21 protein-coding genes are annotated in these 21,259 nt (G+C 62.9%); 16 read left to right on the plus strand and 5 right to left on the minus strand.

The window, feature by feature from the left end:
• The 12 genes from nuoG to B2V17_RS11415 form a co-directional block, all read left to right on the plus strand.
• A partial coding sequence (nuoG, locus tag B2V17_RS11360; protein WP_292997729.1) for an NADH-quinone oxidoreductase subunit NuoG occupies nucleotides 1-1,718 on the plus strand: 1,718 nt, incomplete at its 5' end.
• Nucleotides 1,719-1,908: 190 nt separating this feature from the next.
• Nucleotides 1,909-2,955 carry an NADH-quinone oxidoreductase subunit NuoH gene (gene nuoH, locus B2V17_RS11365; RefSeq protein ID WP_292997731.1) on the plus strand — a complete coding sequence of 349 codons (1,047 nt, stop codon included), beginning with the start codon at nucleotides 1,909-1,911 and terminating at the stop codon, nucleotides 2,953-2,955.
• A complete protein-coding gene (nuoI, locus tag B2V17_RS11370; RefSeq protein ID WP_292997733.1) occupies nucleotides 2,952-3,437 on the plus strand; it encodes an NADH-quinone oxidoreductase subunit NuoI in 486 nt (161 codons plus the stop codon). The genes nuoH and nuoI overlap by 4 nt, the downstream gene beginning before the upstream one ends.
• A gap of 12 nt (nucleotides 3,438-3,449) precedes the next feature.
• Nucleotides 3,450-4,067, plus strand: coding sequence for an NADH-quinone oxidoreductase subunit J (locus B2V17_RS11375; protein ID WP_292997735.1), 618 nt, complete (start codon nucleotides 3,450-3,452; stop codon nucleotides 4,065-4,067).
• Entirely contained in the window at nucleotides 4,064-4,372 is a 309-nt protein-coding gene (nuoK, locus tag B2V17_RS11380) for an NADH-quinone oxidoreductase subunit NuoK (RefSeq protein WP_292997737.1), read from the plus strand. The genes B2V17_RS11375 and nuoK overlap by 4 nt, the downstream gene beginning before the upstream one ends.
• Before the next feature lie 7 nt (nucleotides 4,373-4,379).
• Entirely contained in the window at nucleotides 4,380-6,392 is a 2,013-nt protein-coding gene (gene nuoL, locus B2V17_RS11385; protein WP_292997739.1) for an NADH-quinone oxidoreductase subunit L, read from the plus strand.
• A 1-nt stretch (nucleotide 6,393) separates the two neighbouring features.
• On the plus strand, nucleotides 6,394-7,923 hold the full coding sequence (locus B2V17_RS11390) for an NADH-quinone oxidoreductase subunit M (protein ID WP_292997741.1): 1,530 nt from the start codon (nucleotides 6,394-6,396) through the stop codon (nucleotides 7,921-7,923).
• On the plus strand, nucleotides 7,923-9,389 hold the full coding sequence (nuoN, locus tag B2V17_RS11395; protein ID WP_292997743.1) for an NADH-quinone oxidoreductase subunit NuoN: 1,467 nt from the start codon (nucleotides 7,923-7,925) through the stop codon (nucleotides 9,387-9,389). Before B2V17_RS11390 ends, nuoN begins: the two co-directional genes overlap by 1 nt.
• Nucleotides 9,386-10,099, plus strand: coding sequence for a biotin--[acetyl-CoA-carboxylase] ligase (locus B2V17_RS11400; RefSeq protein ID WP_292997745.1), 714 nt, complete (start codon nucleotides 9,386-9,388; stop codon nucleotides 10,097-10,099). Before nuoN ends, B2V17_RS11400 begins: the two co-directional genes overlap by 4 nt.
• Before the next feature lie 12 nt (nucleotides 10,100-10,111).
• Complete coding sequence (locus B2V17_RS11405; protein ID WP_292997747.1) at nucleotides 10,112-10,897, plus strand: type III pantothenate kinase; 786 nt, start codon at nucleotides 10,112-10,114, stop codon at nucleotides 10,895-10,897.
• Nucleotides 10,894-12,528: a ribonuclease J gene (locus tag B2V17_RS11410; RefSeq protein ID WP_292997749.1), complete on the plus strand. Its 1,635-nt coding sequence runs from the start codon at nucleotides 10,894-10,896 to the stop codon at nucleotides 12,526-12,528. Before B2V17_RS11405 ends, B2V17_RS11410 begins: the two co-directional genes overlap by 4 nt.
• A gap of 4 nt (nucleotides 12,529-12,532) precedes the next feature.
• On the plus strand, nucleotides 12,533-12,799 hold the full coding sequence (locus B2V17_RS11415) for a DUF1467 family protein (RefSeq protein WP_292997751.1): 267 nt from the start codon (nucleotides 12,533-12,535) through the stop codon (nucleotides 12,797-12,799).
• Here B2V17_RS11415 and B2V17_RS11420 read toward each other — a convergent pair.
• Entirely contained in the window at nucleotides 12,796-15,414 is a 2,619-nt protein-coding gene (locus B2V17_RS11420) for an ATPase (RefSeq protein WP_292997753.1), read from the minus strand. The genes B2V17_RS11415 and B2V17_RS11420 overlap by 4 nt on opposite strands.
• 70 nt (nucleotides 15,415-15,484) lie before the next feature.
• On the opposite strand from B2V17_RS11420, the gene B2V17_RS11425 reads away from it, so the two are divergent.
• The 3 genes from B2V17_RS11425 (at nucleotide 15,485) to B2V17_RS11435 (ending at nucleotide 18,082) form a co-directional block, all read left to right on the plus strand.
• Nucleotides 15,485-15,787 (plus strand): Hpt domain-containing protein, encoded by a 303-nt coding sequence (locus tag B2V17_RS11425; protein ID WP_292997755.1) that lies wholly within the window; start codon nucleotides 15,485-15,487, stop codon nucleotides 15,785-15,787.
• A 229-nt stretch (nucleotides 15,788-16,016) separates the two neighbouring features.
• Nucleotides 16,017-17,090, plus strand: a complete 1,074-nt coding sequence (locus B2V17_RS11430) for a hypothetical protein (protein ID WP_292997756.1) — start codon at nucleotides 16,017-16,019, stop codon at nucleotides 17,088-17,090.
• A 23-nt stretch (nucleotides 17,091-17,113) separates the two neighbouring features.
• Complete coding sequence (locus B2V17_RS11435; protein WP_292997757.1) at nucleotides 17,114-18,082, plus strand: hypothetical protein; 969 nt, start codon at nucleotides 17,114-17,116, stop codon at nucleotides 18,080-18,082.
• Here the strand turns inward: B2V17_RS11435 and B2V17_RS16530 are convergent.
• Entirely contained in the window at nucleotides 17,981-18,592 is a 612-nt protein-coding gene (locus B2V17_RS16530; protein ID WP_349679977.1) for a hypothetical protein, read from the minus strand. The two genes, B2V17_RS11435 and B2V17_RS16530, sit on opposite strands and share 102 nt — an antisense overlap.
• Nucleotides 18,593-18,610: 18 nt before the next feature.
• On the opposite strand from B2V17_RS16530, the gene B2V17_RS16535 reads away from it, so the two are divergent.
• Complete coding sequence (locus B2V17_RS16535) at nucleotides 18,611-19,504, plus strand: HAMP domain-containing sensor histidine kinase (protein ID WP_349679978.1); 894 nt, start codon at nucleotides 18,611-18,613, stop codon at nucleotides 19,502-19,504.
• Here B2V17_RS16535 and B2V17_RS11445 read toward each other — a convergent pair.
• The 3 genes from B2V17_RS11445 to B2V17_RS11455 are packed head-to-tail and all read right to left on the minus strand — an operon-like array spanning nucleotide 19,472 to nucleotide 21,245.
• Nucleotides 19,472-19,687 carry a hypothetical protein gene (locus tag B2V17_RS11445; protein WP_292997760.1) on the minus strand — a complete coding sequence of 72 codons (216 nt, stop codon included), beginning with the start codon at nucleotides 19,685-19,687 and terminating at the stop codon, nucleotides 19,472-19,474. The two genes, B2V17_RS16535 and B2V17_RS11445, sit on opposite strands and share 33 nt — an antisense overlap.
• 44 nt (nucleotides 19,688-19,731) lie before the next feature.
• The gene (locus tag B2V17_RS11450) at nucleotides 19,732-21,015 is read right to left on the minus strand and encodes a citrate synthase (RefSeq protein ID WP_292997762.1); all 1,284 of its coding nucleotides are present in this window, start codon (nucleotides 21,013-21,015) and stop codon (nucleotides 19,732-19,734) included.
• A gap of 11 nt (nucleotides 21,016-21,026) precedes the next feature.
• Nucleotides 21,027-21,245 (minus strand): hypothetical protein, encoded by a 219-nt coding sequence (locus tag B2V17_RS11455; RefSeq protein WP_414690804.1) that lies wholly within the window; start codon nucleotides 21,243-21,245, stop codon nucleotides 21,027-21,029.
• Nucleotides 21,246-21,259: the final 14 nt, after the last annotated feature.

Here is a 21,259-nt window from a genome sequence, read left to right on the forward strand (position 1 = left end):
CGCTCGATTGCCCGATCTGCGACCAGGGCGGCGAATGCGACCTGCAGGACCAGTCGGTCGCCTATGGCCGCGGCGCCTCGCGCTATCACGAGCACAAGCGCGCGGTGACCGAGAAGTACATGGGGCCGCTGATCAAGACGGTGATGACCCGCTGCATCCAGTGCACCCGCTGCGTCCGCTTCAGCGAGGAGATCGCGGGCGTGGATGAAATCGGCGCGCTCTATCGCGGCGAGAATATGCAGATCACCACATATCTGGAACGGGCTTCGGCGCACGAGCTTTCGGCCAATGTGATCGACCTCTGCCCGGTCGGCGCGCTGACCTCGCGGCCCTATGCCTTCGAAGCGCGGCCGTGGGAGCTCAAGAAGACGCTGTCGATCGACGTTTCCGACGCGGTCGGCGCCAATATCCGGGTCGACAGCCGTGGCCGCGAAGTGATGCGCGTGCTGCCGCGGGTCAATGACGACGTCAACGAAGAGTGGCTGAGCGACAAGGGCCGCTTCCAGGTCGATGGCCTGGCGCTGCGCCGGCTCGACAAGCCCTACCTGCGCCGCGACGGCAAGCTGGAGGCGGTCAGCTGGGCTGATGCCTTTGCTGCGATCGGCAAGATCAACCCGGGCAAGTCGGTGGCGGTTGTCGCGGGCGATCTGGTCGATTGCGAAACGATGTTTGCCGCCAAGGCGCTGGCCGGGGCGCTCGGTTCCAGCCTGCTCGAAGGTCGCCAGACCGGGCTCGACTACGATTGCTCGAACCTCGCGGCGGTGAACTTCAATTCCGGCCTGGCCGGGATCGAGGAAGCTGACGCGATCCTGATCGTCGGCAGCCAGATCCGCTGGGAAGCACCGCTGGTCAACGCCCGGCTGCGCAAGGCGGCCAAGCGCGGGGCCAAAGTCTTCGTGGTCGGTCCGCAATGGGACGCGACCTATCCGGTCACCAATTTCGGCAACGAACTGGCCGTGCTGGACAAGCTTCCCGCTGCCGCCGATGCCGCGTTCAAGGATGCCCAGCGTCCAGCACTGATCCTGGGCGGGGCAGCCCTTGGCAAAGGTGCGCTCGATGCCTGTCTGGCGCTGGCGACCAAGTACAAGCTGGTCCGCGACGATTGGAACGGCTTCAACGCGCTCCACATGGCGGCCGCCCGCATGGGCGGGCTGATGCTCGGCTATGCCCAGAAGGGCGGCATCGCCGATCTGGTCGCGGCCAAGCCCAAGATGCTGATTTCGCTCGGCGCGGACGAGGTTGACTACGCCAAGTTCGCCGGATCGATGATCGTCTATATCGGCCACCACGGCGACAAGGGCGCGCATGCCGCGGACGTCATCCTGCCGGCCGCAGCCTACACCGAAAAGCCCGGCACCTATGTGAACACCGAAGGCCGGGTCCAGCTGGCCGACAAGGCGGTCTTCGCTCCCGGCGATGCCCGTGAAGACTGGACGATCCTGCGCGCCATGGCCGACAGCCTGGGCGTCTCGGTCGGCTTCGACAGCTTCGACCAGCTCCGCGCCGCGATGGCCGCGGCAGTTCCGGCGCTCGGCCACGAAGGTCTGGCCGATTACGGCGCGCTCCCCAAGGGCAAGGCCGGAGCGAAGGGCACCATCGAAGCCTATCCGATCAAGGACTTCTACCTCACCAACCCGATCGCCCGCGCCAGCGTGACGATGCAGCGCTGCTCGGCCGAACTGCTCCACGGGGAAAGCTTTGCGGAGGCGGCGGAATGATGTTCTCCCACCCTAACAACGTCACCAGCCCCGTCACCCTGAACTTGTTTCAGGGTCCATCGGGCCGCAAGGGCGGAGCTAGCCGGAGAGGAAACCCGCCTCTCGGTTTGCTTGCGGCTTCGCGCTTCGGTCGTGGGGAGAACTGGACCCTGAAAAAAGTTCAGGGTGACGAAAATAGGGGGTGGAGTCTGTGACCCAGCTCTTCCAATCCTTCGGCCTGTCCTTTGAATGGTCGTGGTTCATCGCCACGATCGCAGGAATCCTGCTGATCGCGTTGCCGCTGATGCTCAGCGTGGCGATGATCATCTATGTCGACCGCAAGATCTGGGCGGCGATGGCGCTGCGGCGCGGGCCCAACGTGGTGGGGCCGCTCGGCCTGTTGCAGAGCTTTGCCGACGGCTTGAAGGTGTTCCTGCAGGAAACCATCATTCCTTCGGCCTCGAGCAAGGCGCTGTTCCTGCTTGCGCCGATCATCACCTTTACCGTGGCCTTGATGGCCTGGGCGGTGATCCCGATCAATTCGGGCGCGATCCTGGCCGATATCAACGTCGGGCTGCTCTATGTCCTCGCGATCTCCTCGCTTGGCGTTTACGGCACCATTATCGCGGGCTGGTCGTCGAATTCGAAGTATCCGTTCTTCTCGGCGATGCGCGCCTCGGCGCAGATGATTTCGTACGAAGTCTCGATCGGGTTCATCCTGATCTGCGTGGTGATCTACGCCGGCACCTTCAACATGAACGGCATCGTGATGGGCCAGAAGGCACACATCCTTGGTTTCCTCAACGGCTATGGCTTCAACCCGCTGCTGTTCCCGATGGCGGTGATGTTCCTGATCAGCGGCATGGCCGAAACCCAGCGCGCGCCGTTCGACCTGACCGAGGCCGAAAGCGAGCTCGTTGCCGGGTACCAGACCGAATATTCCTCGATGAGCTTCGCGCTCTACTGGCTCGGCGAATATGCCAACGTTCTGCTGATGTGCGCGCTCAACGCGACGCTGTTCTGGGGCGGGTGGCTGCCCCCGGTCGACTGGGCGCCGCTCTATTGGATCCCGGGCTGGCTGTGGCTGTTCATCAAGATCTTCGTGTTCTTCTTCATCTTCAGCTGGGTCAAGGCGACCGTCCCGCGCTATCGCTATGACCAGCTGATGCGCCTGGGCTGGAAGGTGTTCCTGCCGGTTTCGCTGCTGTTCGTCGTGCTCGTCAGCGGTTGGCTTATGTTTATGAGGAACGGCATATGACCGTCGCACAGCTCATCAAGAGCTTCACCCTGTGGGAGTTCGTCAAGGCGCACTGGCTGACCTTGCAGTACTTCTTCAAGCCCAAGGCCACGATCAATTATCCGTTCGAGAAGAACCCGCTGTCGCCCCGTTTTCGCGGTGAACATGCGCTGCGGCGTTATCCCAACGGCGAGGAACGCTGCATTGCCTGCAAGCTGTGCGAGGCGGTCTGCCCGGCGCAGGCAATCACGATCGAGGCCGAGCCGCGCGACGACGGCAGCCGCCGCACCACGCGCTATGACATTGACATGACCAAGTGCATCTTCTGCGGCTTTTGCCAGGAGGCTTGCCCGGTCGATGCGATCGTCGAGGGGCCGAACTTCGAGTATGCCACGGAGACGCGGCAGGAACTGTTTTACGACAAGGCCAAGCTGCTGGCGAACGGGGACAAGTGGGAGCGGGCTCTGGCCGCGAACCTTGAAGCCGATGCGCCGTATCGCTAGGGGGCGCGCGCAATGATTACGGCTCTTGCCTTCTACCTGTTCGCGGGCCTGACCATTCTGGCTGGCGCGCTGACGATCCTGGCACGCAACCCGGTTCATTCGGTGCTGTGGCTGATCATGGCGTTCTTCAACGCTGCCGGGCTGATGGTCCTGCTGGGCGCGGAGTTCATCGCGATGCTGCTGGTAATCGTCTACGTCGGCGCGGTCGCGGTGCTGTTCCTGTTCGTGGTGATGATGCTCAACATCGATTTCGCCGAACTGCGCGCCGGATTCGTCCGCAACTTCCCGCTGGGGATCGCGGTCGCGCTGGTCCTGCTGGCCGAGATTGTGATCGGCCTTGGCGCGGTTGGGCAGGGCGGAATCGTGCTTGGCACCGCCGATGGCTCGGCCGCTGTTCCCGCCGATATGAGCAACATCAAGGCGATCGGGATGCTGCTTTACGGCAAGTACCTGTTCCTGTTCGAAGCGGCCGGGATCCTGCTGCTGGTCGCGCTGGTCGGCGCCGTGGTGCTGACGCACCGCAAGCGCGCCGGGGTTCGCCCGCAAAGCGTCCCGCGCCAGAACGCGCGCCGTCCGCAGGATGCCACGGTCAACGTCAAGCCCGAAGTCGGCAAGGGGGTCTCGCTGTGAGCATCGGCATCGAACACTATGTGGTGGTCAGCTCGATCCTGTTCGTGCTGGGCGTGCTGGGGATCTTCCTCAACCGCAAGAACGTGATCATCATCCTGATGGCGATCGAGCTGATCCTGCTGTCGGTAAACATCAATCTGGTCGCCTTCTCCAGCTTCCTCGGCGATCTCACGGGGCAGGTCTTCGCGATGTTCGTGCTGACCGTGGCGGCGGGCGAAGCTGCGGTCGGCCTGGCGATCCTCGTCATCTATTTCCGCGACCGCGGCACCATCGCGGTTGACGATGTCAGCCACATGAAGGGGTAAGGACCAAGTGCAACCGATCCTCCTTATCGTCTTTCTGCCGCTGCTGGCCGCGATCATTGGCGGGCTGGGCAACCGTGCGCTCGGCAACACGGTGGTCAAGGCGATCACCACAGGGGCGCTGTTCATCGCCTGCGGCCTGTCCTGGCCAATCTTCATCAGCTTTGTCGGTGGCCATGCCGAGCCGCAGGTTGTGCAGGTGTTGCACTGGGTCCAGTCGGGCAGCCTGACCTTCGACTGGGCGCTGCGAGTCGATACGCTGACCGCGATCATGCTGGTGGTGGTCACCACCGTTTCGGCGCTGGTCCACCTCTATTCGTGGGGCTACATGGCCGAAGACCCGGATCAGCCGCGGTTTTTCGCCTACCTCAGCCTGTTCACTTTCGCGATGCTGATGCTGGTGACGGCCGACAATCTGGTCCAGATGTTCTTCGGTTGGGAAGGTGTAGGCCTCGCCTCGTACCTGCTGATCGGGTTCTGGTTCCGCAAACCCAGCGCCAGCGCCGCCGCGATCAAGGCCTTCGTGGTCAACCGCGTCGGCGACCTTGGCTTCATGCTGGGGATCTTCGGGACCTTTCTGGTATTCAATACCGTCTCGATCCCCGAAATCCTGGTCCGCGCGCCGGGCATGGCCGGATCGACCATCGGCTTCCTCGGCATGCAGTGGGATACGATGACGATCCTGTGCATCCTGCTGTTCATCGGCGCGATGGGCAAATCTGCCCAGCTTGGGCTGCACACCTGGCTTCCCGACGCGATGGAAGGGCCGACCCCGGTCTCGGCGCTGATCCACGCCGCGACGATGGTCACCGCCGGGGTGTTCATGGTCTGCCGGCTTTCTCCGATGTTCGAGACCAGCCCCGTAGCGATGGGCGTCGTCACCGCCGTCGGCGCGGCAACGCTGTTCTTCGCCGCGACGATCGGCACCACCCAGTGGGACATCAAGCGGGTAATCGCCTATTCGACCTGCTCGCAGCTTGGCTACATGTTCGTCGCAGCAGGCGTCGGAGCACCGGGCGCGGCGATGTTCCACCTGTTCACCCACGCCTTCTTCAAGGCGCTGCTGTTCCTCGGCGCGGGCAGCGTGATCCACGCGATGCACCATGAACAGGACATGCGGTTCTATGGCGGCCTGCGCAAACACATCCCGCTGACCTTCTGGGCGATGACTATGGGCACCCTGGCGATCACCGGGGTCGGGATCGTCGGCCTCTTCGGGTTCGCCGGGTTCTATTCGAAGGACGCGATCCTCGAAGCGGCCTTCGGCGCGCATACCTCGATCGGCATGTTCGGGTTCTGGATGGGGCTGCTCGCCGCGCTGCTGACCAGCTTCTATTCCTGGCGCCTGGTCTTCCTGACCTTCTTCGGAAAGCCGCGCTGGGACCAGTCGGAGCACATCCAGCATGCGGTGCATGACGATCACCACGGCCATGATCATCACGCCCACAGCGATGACGGCACGGCCGGCTATCACCCGCACGAAAGCCCGATCAACATGTTGATCCCGCTGGCTGTGCTGTCGTTCGGCGCGGTGTTTGCCGGGATTGCCTTCCACCACCAGTTCATCAGTGAAGGAAGCGGCCATTTCTGGCTCGGCAGCGTCGCCTTTGGTGAAGAGCTGATCCACCACATGCACGAAGTGCCGACCTGGGTGAAGTGGGCTCCGTTTGCGGTCATGCTGACCGGTCTGGCGATTGCCTGGTACGGCTATATCAGGAACCCCGGTTTCCCGGCCAAGCTGGTAGCGGCGATCAAGCCGATCCACACCTTCGTCTACAACAAATGGTTCTTCGACGAGCTGTACGACCGGATCTTCGTCCGTCCCGCTTTCTGGCTGGGAGACAAGTTCTGGAAGCTGGGCGACATCGGCCTGATCGACCGGTTCGGCCCCAACGGCTCGGCCTGGGCGGTGCTGCAGGGCAGCCGGGTCGCCGCGAAGCTCCAGACCGGTTTCCTCTATTCCTACGCGCTGGTGATGCTGCTTGGCCTCACCGCGGCAATCAGCTGGGTTCTGGTGCACTGATATGACCGATCTTCCCATCCTTTCGCTGATGCTGCTGGTGCCGCTGGTGGCGGGCATCGTCTGCCTGGTGGTATCCAGTCAGACCGCGCGAACCGTTGCCTTGGCAGCCACGCTGATTGATTTTGCACTCGGCATCGTCTTGTGGATGAAGTTCGACGTTGGCGGCGCGCAGTGGCAATTTCAGGAAAGCCACGCGCTGTTCGCGGGCTTTGCCTGGAAGCTCGGGATCGACGGGATCGCGCTGACCCTGATCATGCTGTCGGTGTTCCTGATGCCGATCTGCATCCTCGCCAGCCAATCGATCGAAAAGCGCGTCGGCGAATACATGGCTGCCTTCCTGCTGATGGAAGTGCTGATGATCGGCGTATTCGCCGCGCAGGACCTCTACCTGTTCTACATCTTTTTCGAAGCCGGGCTGATCCCGATGTACCTGATCATCGGCATCTGGGGCGGGGCGGAGCGGATTTACGCCAGCTACAAGTTCTTCCTCTACACCCTGCTCGGTTCGATCGTGATGCTGATCGCGATGATCTGGATGGCGCAGCAGGCCGGGACCACCGATATCCCCACGCTGATGCAGTACGATTTCCCGGTCGATGCGCAGAAGCTGCTGTGGCTGGCCTTCTTCGCCAGCTTTGCGGTGAAAATGCCGATGTGGCCGGTCCACACCTGGTTGCCCGATGCTCACGTTCAGGCACCGACCGCGGGCTCGGTGATCCTCGCCGGGGTGCTGCTCAAGATGGGCGGTTACGGCTTCATCCGTTTCTCGCTGCCGATGTTCCCCGAAGCTTCCGCGCATTATGCCTGGCTGATCTTCTGGCTGTCGATGATCGCGGTGGTGGTCACTTCGCTTATCGCGCTGGTCCAGCACGACATGAAGAAGCTGATCGCCTATTCCTCGGTCGCGCACATGGCGATCGTCACGATCGGGCTGTTCTCGTTCAACGTTCAGGGTCTCGAAGGCTCGATGGTTGTGATGCTCAGCCACGGTCTGGTCTCGGGCGCGCTGTTCCTTTGCGTCGGCGTTATCTATGACCGGCTGCACACTCGCGAGATCGACCGCTACGGCGGTCTGGCGATCAACATGCCCAAGTACGCGCTGCTGTTCATGCTGTTCACCATGGCCTCGATCGGACTGCCCGGCACCAGCGGCTTTGTGGGTGAGTTCCTCAGCCTGTCCGGGATCTATCAGGTCTCCAGCTGGGTAGCCTTCATCGCCACCACCGGGATCATCCTCGGCGCGGCCTATATGCTCTACCTCTATCGCCGCGTGGTATTCGGAGAGCAGAAGAACGCCGATGCCGCCGCGATGCCCGATCTTTCGGTGCGCGAGTGGCTGATGCTCGGGCCGATTGCCGCAGCGGTGCTGTGGATGGGGGTCTATCCCGAAAGCTTCCTCGCCCCGATGCGCAACGATATCGCTGCGCTCGATGCGCGGCTCGCCCGGGCCAAACCGGAAAGCGATGCCAAATTGACGATGGGGGCGCCCAAGCCCCACGAAGAGACAGCCCATGAAGGGGGGGCGCACTGATGGACTGGATGCAGTCACTGCGCCTTGCCGCGCCGGAAGAATTGCTGAGCATTTCGGGCCTGGTCCTGTTGCTGGCCTCGGCCTGGGGGCAGACCGCCAAGGATGCGCGGGCGGTCAATTGGCTGGCTGTGCTGGTTCTGGCGGGGGCCGCCGCGATGGTCGCGCCGACGCTGTGCCAGGGAATTGGCGGAGAAGCGGCGCTGGCCTTTGGCGGGCTGTTTTCGGCCGATGCCTTTGCCGCCTTTGCCAAGCTGCTGATCTTTGCCGCTGCGGGCGCCTCGCTGCTGGTCGCGCCGGCGTTCTTTGAACGGCACGGGGGCTATCGTGCGGAATTCCCCGTGCTGGTGCTGTTTGCCGTGCTGGGTATGTGCCTGATGGTCTCATCGACCAACCTGCTGACGCTTTATGTCGGGCTCGAGCTCAACTCGCTGGCGGCCTATGTGCTGGCCGCCTTCCTCAAAGCCGATGAGCGCTCGGCCGAGGCTGGCCTCAAGTATTTCGTGCTGGGTGCACTGGCCAGCGGGATCCTGCTGTTCGGGATGAGCCTGACTTACGGCTTCACCGGCACGGTCAGCTACGCCGGCATCGCCGCGGTCACCAACGCGGGCCTGTCAAAGGGCGCGTTGTTCGGGCTGACCTTCATGCTGGCGGGCCTCGCCTTCAAGATCAGCGCCGTGCCGTTCCACATGTGGACCCCGGACGTTTACGAAGGCGCGCCGACCCCGGTGACGACCTTCTTCGCGTCGGCTCCCAAGGTTGCCGCATTGGCGCTGACGATCCGGGTTACGATCGAAGCTTTCGGGGGGCAGACTGCCGCCTGGCAGCAGATCGTCGGCTTTGCCGCGCTGGCTTCTATCGTCGTCGGCGCGCTCGGCGCGATCGGGCAGAAGAACATCAAGCGGCTGCTGGCCTACTCGTCGATCAACAACGTTGGCTTCATGCTGGTGGGCCTCGCTGCCGCCAGTTCGGAAGGCGTTGCGGCGATGCTGGTCTATCTGGCGATCTACGTGCCGATGACCATTGGCGGCTTCGTTGCCGTCCTGATGCTGCGCGATGAGAGCGGTCACCAGCTGGAAGCCATTTCCGACCTGGCCGGCCTGTCGAGCACGCGTCCGCTGATCGCCCTGGGTCTCGGGTCGGTGATGTTCTCGATGGCAGGGATCCCGTTCTTCTTCGGGTTCTGGGGCAAGTTCGTGGTGTTCCAGGCTGCGGTCGCCGCCGGACTGCTACCGCTGGCACTGATCGCTGCGCTGGGCAGCGTGATCGGGGCGTTCTACTACCTCAAGATCGTCAAGGTCATGTATTTCGATGAACCGGCCGGCAAGGCCACCGGGCACAGCGACATGGTGCATGACTGGCTGCTGGCGGTCTCGGCGCTGTTCATCTCGCCGCTGGGTTGGCTGCTGACCAAGGGCCTTGGCGCCCTGGCCGCGATCGCCGCTGGCGTGCTGTTCGCCGCGACTTGATCCGCACGGTTCTCGAAACCGGCTCGACCAACGCCGATCTTGCCGCGCGGCTGCTTGCCGCGGACCGCGTAGCCGAGGGGGATTGGCTGGTCGCCGATCGCCAGACCGCCGGGAAGGGCCGACAGGGCCGGGCCTGGTTTGATGGTCACGGCAACTTCATGGGTTCCACCGTGGTGCGTCCCGGTTCGAGCGATCCCCCGCCTGCCAGCCTCGCACTACTGGCCGGGTTGGCGCTGCACGAGGTCGTTGCACCGCTGGTTCCACCGCCATCAACCGTGCTGCTCAAATGGCCGAACGATCTGATGATTGGCTCGGCCAAACTTGCGGGGATACTGCTGGAACGGGTCGGCGATGCGGTGATCGTCGGAATCGGCACCAACTTGGCCCAGGCGCCGCAGGTCGAAGGGCGGGAAACCATCGCGCTGTCGGCCCTTGGTCCGGCGCCTGATCGCGACCATTTTGCCCAGAGCCTGGCTCGGCAGTTCGATATCGAGCTTGAGCGTTGGCGCAGCTTCGGGCTCGACCCGCTGGTCCGCCGCTGGCAAGCCGCTGCGCATCCCATCGGCACAGCCCTGGCTGTTGGAGAACCGGGCGAAACTCCGCTGGAGGGACGATTTGCCGGGCTGACTGCCGATGGGGCCTTGCAACTGCGGCTTGCGGACGGCACGACGCGGACAGTCCACGCTGGCGAAGTGCGTCTCGCCGAATAAGGAAACGGGGCCATGCTGCTCGCGATCGACAACGGCAATACCAATGTGAAATTCGCGCTGGTCAATTCGGCGGGCGACATTGTGCAGCGCTGGCGCCTGGCGACCGATATCAAGCGGACCGCGGACGAATATGCCGTCTGGCTCAACCAACTGCTCCAGATGGAGGGCTTTTCGCGCGATGATGTGACCGCGGTGGTGATCGCCTCGGTGGTTCCGCGCGCGCTGCACAACCTCCAGGAACTGGCGCAGAAGTACTTCGGCGTCGATGCGTTGATCGGCGGTCGCGCCCCGGTCGAATGGGGCATCGCGCTGAAGGTCGACGAACCGCGCGCGCTGGGTGCAGACCGCGCGGTCAATGCGATCGCGGCCCAGGCGCTCGAGCCGGGCGACAAGATCGTGATTTCGTTTGGAACCGCCACCACATTCGACCATATCGGCGCGGATGGCGCTTACCTTGGCGGTTCGATCGCTACCGGGGTCAGCCTTTCGCTCGACGCGCTCTACAACGCCGCGGCCATGCTGCCCCGGATTGCGATCGAACCCCCGCCTGGCACCAGCGTGATCGGCCGTGATACCGTTAGTCAGATGCAGATCGGGATCTACTGGGGCTATGTCGGCATGATCGAAGGCATGATCGGGCGGATGAAGGCCGAGATTGGCCGGCCGGTTAAAGTTATCGCCACGGGCGGCCTTGCCCCGCTGTTCCAGCAGCACGGCCATCTGTTTGACCGGGTCGAACCCGACCTGACCCTGAGAGGAATTGCCTTGTTATACGCCAACCGTTCGGATGCATCGTGAAGCCCGGCAAGGAACTGCTGTTTTGCGCCCTGGGCGGCTCGGGCGAGATTGGCATGAACGTCAATCTCTATGGCTGCGAGGGCAAGTGGCTGATGGTCGATCTGGGCATGACCTTCGGCGCCAACGAATATCCCGGAACCGAACTGGTCTTTGCCGACCTTGAATTCATCGAGGAGCGCCGCAAGGATTTGATTGGCGTTGTCCTCACCCACGCGCACGAAGATCACATCGGCGCTGTGCCCTATTTTGCGCAGGAACTGGGGGTTCCGCTCTATGCCACCCCGTTCACCGCGAAGCTGATCAACGAGAAGCTGGAAGAGGCGGGCAACCGCCATGAAATCACGCTCAACGTGATCGATCACCTCGACCGGTTCGAGCTTGGCCCGTTCGGCATCCGCTATGTACCGCTGGCCCATTCGATTGCCGAGGGCAATGCCCTGGTGATCGACACGCCGTATGGCCGGATCTTCCACACAGGCGACTGGAAGCTCGATGACGAGCCGCTGGTGGGGGTTCCCGCCACGGTCGAGGAACTGACCCGGATTGGCGACGAGGGCATTCTCGCGCTGGTTTGCGATTCGACCAACGTGTTCAATCCCAAGGCCTCGGGATCCGAGGGCGCGGTCCGCACCGCCCTGCTTGGCGAGGTTGCCCGGCATCCGGGCAAGCGGATCGTGGTCACCACTTTCGCGTCCAACGTCGCCCGGCTGCAGACGCTGGGTGAAGTCGCCCAGGCCAGCAAACGCAAACTGTGCGTGGCGGGGCGCTCGCTTGACCGGATCATCCGCGCCGCACAGGGCTGCGGTTATCTGCTCGACCTGCCCGAGCGGGTAGACTTCGACACCGCGATGGGCCTCCCGCGCGGCGAGGTGCTGATCGTCGCCACCGGCGGGCAGGGTGAACCCCGCGCTGCGCTGTCGCGGATTGCCGAGGACAGTCATCCGCTCGCGCTGGAATCCGGCGATGTGGTGCTGTTCTCAAGTCGTCAGATCCCGGGCAACGAGATCGCGATTGGCCGGATCCAGAACCGCCTGGCAGCTCGCGACATTACGATCGTTACCGACCGACAGAGCGCGATCCACGTTTCCGGTCACCCCGGTCGCCCTGAACTCGAAGCACTCTATGGCTGGATCAGGCCGGAGATCCTGCTGCCGGTCCACGGCGAGATGCGACACATGAAGGAACAGGCCCGGCTCGGAAAATCCTGCGGGATTGCCAAGACCGTCGTTCAGGAAAACGGTGATCTGGTCCGGCTTGCTCCGGGTAAACCCGGCAAGATCAGTGAAGTCCGGGCTGGCCGCCTGATCCTGGACGGGGACATCATCTCACCCGCCGATGGCGAAGCGATTGTGATGCGCCGGCGTTTGGCCGCCAACGGTTTGGTGATCGTGGTTCTTGACGGCAAGGGACGGGTCCACGTCGAAGCGATCGGTCTGCCGCTCGATGAAGACATGGACGAGTTCGTGGCCGAATCCCGCGAGGATGTCAGCGCGGCCCTGGCCAAGCTCAAGGGCGGTCAGCGCCATGACCGCGAGGTCATCACCGAGGCGGCCCGGCTCGCCGCGCGGCGCGCGGCTACCCGCTGGTCGGGCAAGAAGCCGCAAGTTCGGGTTATCCTGGCGGAGCATTGATCAGATGAAGTTGACTTCGGCCCTGGCGATCTATTTCCTGTTCTGGGTAATGAGCGCGTTCTTCGTGCTGCCGTTCGGGGTGCGTACGCACGATGATGAACAGGCCGATCTGGTGCCGGGTCAGGTCAGCAGCGCACCGGTCAACTTCAGCCCCAAAACGATTGCCAAGCGCACCACAGTCGTCTCGCTGGTGCTGTTCGGGCTCTTTTACCTGAACTACGTCCAGGGCTGGTTGACCCTTGAAGACATCGACGTAACGCGCTGGTTCTAGTTGCGCAGCCGCTCGATCGCCTGGGCCAGCGCGACGTAAAGCTTGCCCATGTCGGATGACAGCAGGGTAACGCCCAGCGCGTGCCCATCGCGGGTGGACAGCAACTGGCGCAGCATCGCCTCGAAATCGTGTATGTAGCGGCTGACGTGATCGGCAAAGCCGCGGTCGTCTTCGTAGAGCTGCGCAATCGCCTTGGCATCGCCATTGTCGAGCAGGCGCACGGCGCGGCGGGTGAAGATGCCTCGGTCGCCCTTCAGATAGGCCCCCCAGGCCGTGTCGGTGACTTCGCTGTCCATCGCCTTGGCGATGTCGATCGCGTTGGAATTGAGGCTCTCGGTGATCAGGGCGACACGGCGGGCGAAGTCGTTGTCCACCTGTTCCTCGGCGCGGGCGCGGGCATGGGCAACGCGCTGCTCAAGGTGATTGGTAAGCTCGCTGACCTTGGCCAGTTGATCGCGCAGCTGGATCGCGGCCTCGCGGCTCACCCCGGCGGCGTTGGAGGCGGCAAGTTCCAGCTGGCCGGCCACTTCTTCGGTGCGCGAGCGCATCGCCTGATCGATTGCCGCGGCGCTTTCCTCGCCGAGTTTGGCAGCGATCTCGCTGATCGCGCTCGCGCTTAGCGTACCGATTCCGGCAACGGCTGCGCGGGCCGACTGGTTGAGTTCCTCGATCGCGCTGCGCAGTTCGCCCTGGGCCTGTTCGGCCAGGGCGAGGCTTTCGCTGCGAACCTTGTCGAGCGACTGTGCCATGGCTTCAAGGCTTTGGGCCTGACGTGATCCGCCAATTTCGACATCGGTGCCGAGCGCTTCGATCCGGCGCAGTGCCTGGTCGAGCCCTTCGGCGCTCTTTGATACCAGGCCGGTAACCCGCTCACCGCTGGCTTCGGCATCACCCAGGCCCGACTTCAAGCCCAGAACGCGTGCCTCGATTTGAGCCAGCCTGGTTTCGCTGGCGCTCATGGCTTCGGGCAGTTCCTTGCTCGAATGCTGGACACTGGCCTGGATCAGTTCGAGCAGGCGGACGCTGCCATCGGTAAGCTGCGCAATGACGCTATCGGTGCCCTGTAGGGCTTCGCGGCTCGCGGCCAGCTTTTCGCCCAGCGCGCCAAGGCTCTGGGCAACCTTGCCCTCGGCAGATCCGCCAAGTTCGGCGACATCATCGAGCTTGCGGGCCAACTGTTCAAGCTGGCTGGCGACGGTTTCGCCCTGGCTGATCAGTTGACGACCCTGATCTTCGTGCTTGGCACGGCGTTCTGCAATCTGGTCATCCAGCTGTGCCAGCTGACCGGCCAGTTTCGCCACAAACTCACCATGCCGTTCTTCAAAGTCAGCACGGCGCCGTTGGATTTCTTCGGCGAAGACGCGGTCGCGCTCGGCCATGCGGTTGTCGACCTCGGCAGCTTCCCGGGCCAGTTCGGCGAGGCGATTGCGGGCAGAGACCATCGCTTTGTCGTCGATCTCGGCGACGCGGGCGATCGCGCCGGTCAAGTCTTCCTCCAGCTGGACGATCGCAATCTTCCAGGCATCGAGGGCGTTGCTTTCGCCTTCGCGCAGCGAGCGGACCAGGCTGGCACTTTCATCGCGAACGGCAGTCAGGCGAGCGCGCAGCGAGGTGAGGCTTTCCCCTTCCTGCACGTCGAGAATCTTGCGGGCCTGTTCCAGTTCGTCCGCAAGGGTGGTGGCGCGGCCGCGAACCGCGGCGAGCGCCTCAACCTCATGTGCATCCAGTTGGGTCCGGAACTCGGCCCCGCGTTCGGACAGGGCGGCAAAACGTTGCTCGGTGATTTCGGCCAGTTGATCGGTCTGGCGATTGAATTCCGCGATCGTGGTATCGACCACGTCGCGCAGCGAATGAACTTGCCGCTCGCTCGCCTGGCCAAACTGGTTGAGCCGGTTGAAGCCGGTGATCAGATCCTCGATCTGGGCATTTGCCGTCCTGCCCGCCGTAGCAATGTTATTGCTGACATCCTTGGCCGAACTGGCGATCACCGGCAGATGGCCGCGCAGGTTCTCCATGTTGTCCAGCGCGGCGGCGCTGACCATCTGGATCGATTCGAGCCGGGTGCCGTTGTCGGCAATCAGTGAGGAAAGCTGCCCGGCGCTCTCCGAAAGTCGTTCCGACGCGACACGACCCAGCGTTTCGAGGTCGCGCGACTGTGAGGCAATGAATTCACGAGCCAGGCTGAGTTCGCGGTTGACCGTAGTCAGGCGGGATTCAAGCCGCGCCGACTCGCTGCTGAGCAGAGCAGCGGTTTCGCCAAAGCGGACTGCCTCCCGCCGGCTGTTGCGCATCGCGATCAGCCAAACCACGGCGATCAGCAGTACCGGCACTGACCAGTCGCGAATCCAGGCCGTGGCCTGTGCCAGACTGGCTCCAGCCTGCATCTCGGCGAGGTTGGTAAGGACAAACAGGCCAGTCCAGCCCAAGACTGCCAGAGCAGTCAAAACCGCGCCGACAATCAGACCCCATGGGCGTGCCTGCCTAACCGGCTCATCCTCCCACACCTCATCAATCGCAGTTTCGAGCGGTTCAGCCGAAAGTTCGGCCGTTTCAGACTGCGGCGAACCTTGCGGCTCCCCGGCGTCGATCGAAACGATGCGTGTTCCACGGGTCATGGTCAAGGCGTTTACCATGTTCCTACCCGCGATAAACCCCAGTTTAACTCTCCGCTGCTAAAGCGCCCGGATGGCTTATGAAGCAGGTGCCCTCGATGCGACTCTCGCTGCTGCGGCAGGTGAAGATGCTGCGCTTTTTCTTGAGCTTCGCCAAGCATTTATCGAAAGTGTTGAACGGCAGGTCGACCTACTCAAACGGTCGCGCTGTGATGGCAACTGGCAAATGAGCGCAATGCGATTGAAGGGTGTTGCGGCAACCTTTCATGCTGAAACTCTGATAGAGCTGGCTAACGAGGCATTGGACGGTGCGCCCGGCGATCCCTTGGTATTGCGCCGAATCCGCAAGTTTCTTGACGAGTTTGCAGCGGCTTAGGCCTGCGCATTGCTCGGGTAAGTCCACCCGGCTTGGCACCTTTGCCTTAGTGTTCTAGAACCCGCGCTTTCCCGAATATGCGCGGAGAAAGTCGCTGCGGGTCGCCGTTTTGACAATGTTGGAGCCGGCAGGAGCGGACCATCCCGGGCCACGTGCGTTTCTGCGCATTGGTGGATTGACGGTCGCTCGCCAGCAAGCCGCGCTGGCGCTTGCCCTGAAGTGCGAGCGGGTGATCTGCATTGCCCCCGGGCTTTCGCCGGAAGTTATTGAACTCCAGCATCTGGTTGAAGCCGCCGGAGCCAGTTACCACGTGATCGGCAATTCACGGGCTTTGCTGGGTCTGGTCACCACGGTTGATGATGTCATTGTGCTAGCTGACGGCATATTCGCATCAATTGGACCTGCTGCTGAATTGATCGAGGAAGGGCAGGCCATTCTGGTCCAACCGATCGAGCAAGGGCTCGCAGCCGGGTTCGAGCGGATCGACCTCAACCATGCCTCGGCGGGAGCAATGCGCTTGCCGGGGCGGTTGATTGAACGGATGGCCGACCTACCGGCCGATTGCGATGCGGCTTCATCGCTGCTGCGGATCGCGTTGCAGGCTGGTGTGCGGCAAAAACCAATCCCGATGCCTGGAGAGAGTGGACAGTTCTGGACGATCGTGCGCAGCGACGCAGAGGCCCACGCGCTCGAGCCACAATGGATCCGTCAGCGAACCCGCGGTGAAGGGAGCCTGAGTCCGTCGCAATGGCTCGCTCTGGCCGGGGTTCGAAGTTTCGGGCCGGCCCTGCTGCATGCCGGGAGCGGCGCGCGGATGCTTGTAATAGCCGCGGCCGTAGTGGCCTTGCTCGCGCTGGGCTCGGGTTGGTTCGGGTTGATTCTGGTGGGGCTAGGGTTTGCAGCCTCCGCCTGGATTCTGCGCGAGTTCGCCGTGATGTTGGCGCGAATCGAGTTTGATACCGGGATTGGGCGCAAGGGATTGGATAGTAAGGAGTTGTTCGGTTGGCCGCTCGATACGATCATCATTGTTCTTGCAGCCTTCGGAAGCGAAATGCATGCCGGCCAGCACTTCGTCGATCGGCTGTTTCCACCATTTATGCTGGTTGCGCTGCTGCGTATTCTGCCGCGCCTCACCGGCGCGCGCTGGACGGCCTGGTTTGAGGATCGCGGAGTGCTGGCAGCAGCCTTGGCGGTGGCGATCGCCGCGGAATTTGGTAGTGCCACAATCCATATTGCGGCCAGCCTTGCCGCCCTGGCGGGAATTTTGCTTCCGCTCGGCCAATCGCGACTAACGCGACCTTAACCAAGCTGGGTTAAGGCACGGGCATGATCGACACTTTTGCCCAATCCGGCGGACCCGCTTCGGTTGAATCCGTATTGCGTGATGAATTGGCTCATGGCGACGCGATGATCGGCACGATCGCGCCGATCCTGCGCCATCTGCTGGCCAATGACGAACATTCGGTATTCGGAGACGAAATCATCGCGGCCATGCGCGGCATGATGTCGGATGTCGCCCGGCAATTGCTCGATGCCCATACCGACGCCGCCGAGGATGCGGGCGACCGTCAGCACGACCCCGCGAAAATTGCGTCATTGGTTGAGCATTTCACGACTCATCCCGGCTTCCTCTCGCATGTCCATGCGCTTGCCCTCGAATGGCAATTGACCCACCGCTTGCAAGCCCGTCTGGCACTCGATCCGGTGCTTTCACCATTGCTCCAGGCGCTGATTGCATCGAGCGAGCCAAACGTCGCTGCCAGTTCGATGGCGCTGCTGGCTGCGCAGGCGCGGTTTGTCCAGAACCAGCGGCGGATGCAGCTGCCCTTGATCGAGCTGCCGGGTGATCTGATGCATGCAGGCCTTGTCTCCCTGCGCGGCGTTGCAGGTGATACAGAGGAAGACCAGGCCCAGGCAGTCGCCGCCGAACAAAAGATCCGCAGCACATTCGATGAGAGCCGGAGCCGGCTCGGGTTGATCTCTCGTCTGGTTACGGGGATGGGGGGCGGAGCCACCGTTGCTTTGTCGGTTAGCCATGCCGGCGTGGCGATCTTCCTCAGCGCCCTGGCCATTGCATCGGGTCAGGATCGCGACATGGCGACCTTGGCGACCAACGAATCCCAGGTGGCCCGCCTCGCGCTGGCACTGCGGGCATGCGGACTGCGGCCGGAAGCGATCGAAGAGCAATTTGGCTCACTCCACCCCGAAGTTACGCTGCCGCCGAATTTCGAGCAGCTTGGTAGCGATCATGCGGCTGCCCTGCTGGCTCGGTCCGCTGCCTTTCCGGGCAGCTAAGCCAAGGTGACGGAACAGCCGCCCTACCTCGCGCAGGGACGCAGCGATGCGACGGGCCGTCTGGTTTCCGCCGTCGAGCCGCTGCTCGGCCTGCAGCATGAATGCGGCGGGGTATTGCCTGGACCAATTGCCATACCGGCATTGCGTGAACTGGAAGAGAAATCGCGCAGCATCGGGCTGAAACTCGCTCGCACCATGCGAGCCAGCAATGGTCGGGAGATGATCACGGCCTGGATCGAAATCGAACCCCTGGCCGACGCGGGTTGCGAGATTAGGGTCCTGACCTGGCAAGTCAGTCCACTCCCACCAGAAGATACCCAACAGATTGCAGAGCATCGCGCCGCAATTGACCGTGCTTTGGCCGAATTGACGGCCCGGCTTGACGAACGACAAGGGGTGCTGGCTGTTCAAGCCGATGCAACCGACTTGCGCGAGCTTGCCGCGGCGATGCAAGCCGGGATAGGTCAACCGTGGACAGATTTCGTCAGTATTGACGGCGCCGCTCATCATCAGCCTATGCATTGGCGATTGCTGGATGGAGCGAAGCTGACTGTGCCCGGCTCCGAGCGCAGCTGGCGGGCCAGCCTGTTCCCGCAGCAGGTTCCTGGCGCAGATCCGACCGGGTTCGAACTCTGCCTGACGGCCGAAGCGCCACTGCCGCGGGCCGAGCCGCGTCCGCTGCCTGGTTCCGTGGTTCTCCCGAACAATGGACCGGGATTGGTCGGGCGCGACATCGCCCCGGTTCTGCGCCAACCGATCGCGCGGATCATCGCCAATGCCGAAACGATCCGCACCCGGATGGCCGGACCGCTGGCGGACGAGTACAGCCAGTATGCCGCCGACATATCCTCGGCCGGAGAACACCTGTTGGCCCTGATAGAAGGGCTGGCTGACCTCGAAGTGGTCGAGTCCGACGAATTCAACACCGCGCCCGACCGTATCGATCTGGCCGATGTCGCGCGCCGTGCTTCCGGCATCCTCGGGGTTCGGGCGCAGGAACGCGGGATCGTGATCGATGCGCCCAAGGAAGGCGAACACCTGCCGGCGATTGCCGAGTTCCGGCGGGTGCTGCAGATCCTGCTCAATCTGGTCGGCAATGCGATCCGATATACCCCGGAAAACTCTCAAATCTGGATCAGGCTGGAAGATGCTGGCGGCAAGGCGCGGCTGATCGTCGCCGATCAGGGACCGGGTTTGTCCGATGAGCAGCAGGCCAAGGTTTTCGAAAAGTTCGAGCGGCTTGGCCGCAGCAATGAGGACGGCGGATCGGGGCTGGGGCTTTACATTTCCCGCCGGCTCGCCCGGGCCATGGGCGGCGATCTGACCGTTGAAAGCGCACCCGGGCAGGGCGCGCGCTTCATCCTTGATGTACCGGCTGACCTGCTCGCGCTAGCCCCGACGACCGCGCAGAACCCAGATTAGGCCGGCCCAGCCGCTGGCCCAGATCAGGCCGTAAAGCACCCAGGCGCGATCGGCGAGCATGAAGCTGTCGGCCGGCCACATGATGATGCCAAGGCCTTGCAGTGCCCAGAACAGGCCGGCAAAAACCATCAGCGCAGCCAGGGCCATATAGACCAGCCGCAACAGGTTCCTGAAACTCTCCATCGCTCTCCCCTTCAAGCTATCAAGGGGAGACTATCGCGGGAAGCTCAGCGCTTGTCGAGCGGCGCGTAGTCGCGCTGCGTTGGGCCGGTGTAGAGTTGGCGCGGACGCCCGATCTTCTGGTTGGGATCGCTGATCATCTCGTTCCACTGCGCGACCCATCCGACGGTGCGGGCGAGGGCGAACAGCACAGTGAACATGGTGGTCGGGAAACCGATCGCCGACAGGATCACGCCCGAGTAGAAGTCGACGTTGGGGAACAGCTTCTTCTCAATGAAATAGGGATCGTTGAGCGCCATTTCCTCAAGCTGAAGGGCCACTTCGAAGACCGGGTCGCTGACCTTCAGTGCGTCGAACACTTCACGCACAGTCTGCTGCATCACCGTCGCGCGCGGATCGTAATTCTTGTAGACGCGGTGGCCGAAGCCCATCAGGCGGAACGGATCGTTCTTGTCCTTGGCACGTTCGATATAGTGCGGGATGCGGTCAGGCGTGCCGATCTCGTGCAGCATGTTCAGCGCGGCCTCGTTGGCCCCGCCGTGCGCCGGGCCCCACAGGCAGGCAATCCCGGCCGCGATGCAGGCAAACGGATTGGCGCCCGAAGAACCTGCCAGGCGGACTGTGCTGGTCGACGCGTTCTGCTCGTGATCGGCATGGAGGATAAAAATCCGGTCGAGCGCACGTTCGACCACCGGGTTGACTTCATACTTTTCGGCCGGAACGCCAAAGGTCATCCGCAAGAAGTTGCCGGTGTAGCTCAGCGAATTGTCCGGATAGACGAAGGGCTGGCCAACCGAATACTTGTACGCCATCGCCGCGATCGTCGGCATCTTGGCGATCAGCCGGTGGCTGCTGATCTTGCGGTGCTCTGGATCGGCAATGTCGGTGCTGTCGTGATAGAACGCCGAAAGCGCGCCAACCACACCGCACATGATCGCCATGGGGTGAGCATCGCGCCGGAACCCGCGATAAAAGGTCGCCAGCTGCTCGTGCAGCATCGTGTGGCGAGTGATGGTGGTCTCGAACTTGGCCAGTTCGTCCTTGCTGGGCAGTTCGCCGTTCAGCAGCAGATAGCTGACTTCCATGAAGCTGGAGTTTTCGGCCAACTGGCCGATCGGATAGCCGCGGTGCAGCAGTACGCCTTCGTCACCGTCGATATAGGTCAGCGCGCTTTCGCACGAGGCCGTCGAGGTGAAGCCCGGGTCGAAGGTGAACATCCCGGTCTGGGCATAGAGCTTGCGGATATCGACCACATCGGGACCGACCGAGCCCGAGACCACCGGATATTCGAAATCGCCCGAACCGGTCGAAAGTTTTGCCGTGCTACCCACTTACCTGCCTCCTAAACCTTGCCCGCACTTGCCGCCGCCGGCGCGGAATTCCGCACATGGCTTTCACCGCGGCCCAGCAGGGCGAATACGTCGAACATACCTGGGGAAGTCGTCTGTCCGGTTAGCGCGGCCCTAGGGGGTTGCGCAAGCTTTCCGACGGGCGAAACGGCAAAACGCGAAACGACGCTGCGGGCCTTGCCCGGAACCGTCATGACGCTAACGCTTGCCATCAATCGTCCCTTCC

Origin of the sequence: Novosphingobium sp. UBA6272, assembly GCF_002440635.1 — a bacterium.
In the GTDB taxonomy this organism is placed as follows: domain Bacteria; phylum Pseudomonadota; class Alphaproteobacteria; order Sphingomonadales; family Sphingomonadaceae; genus Novosphingobium.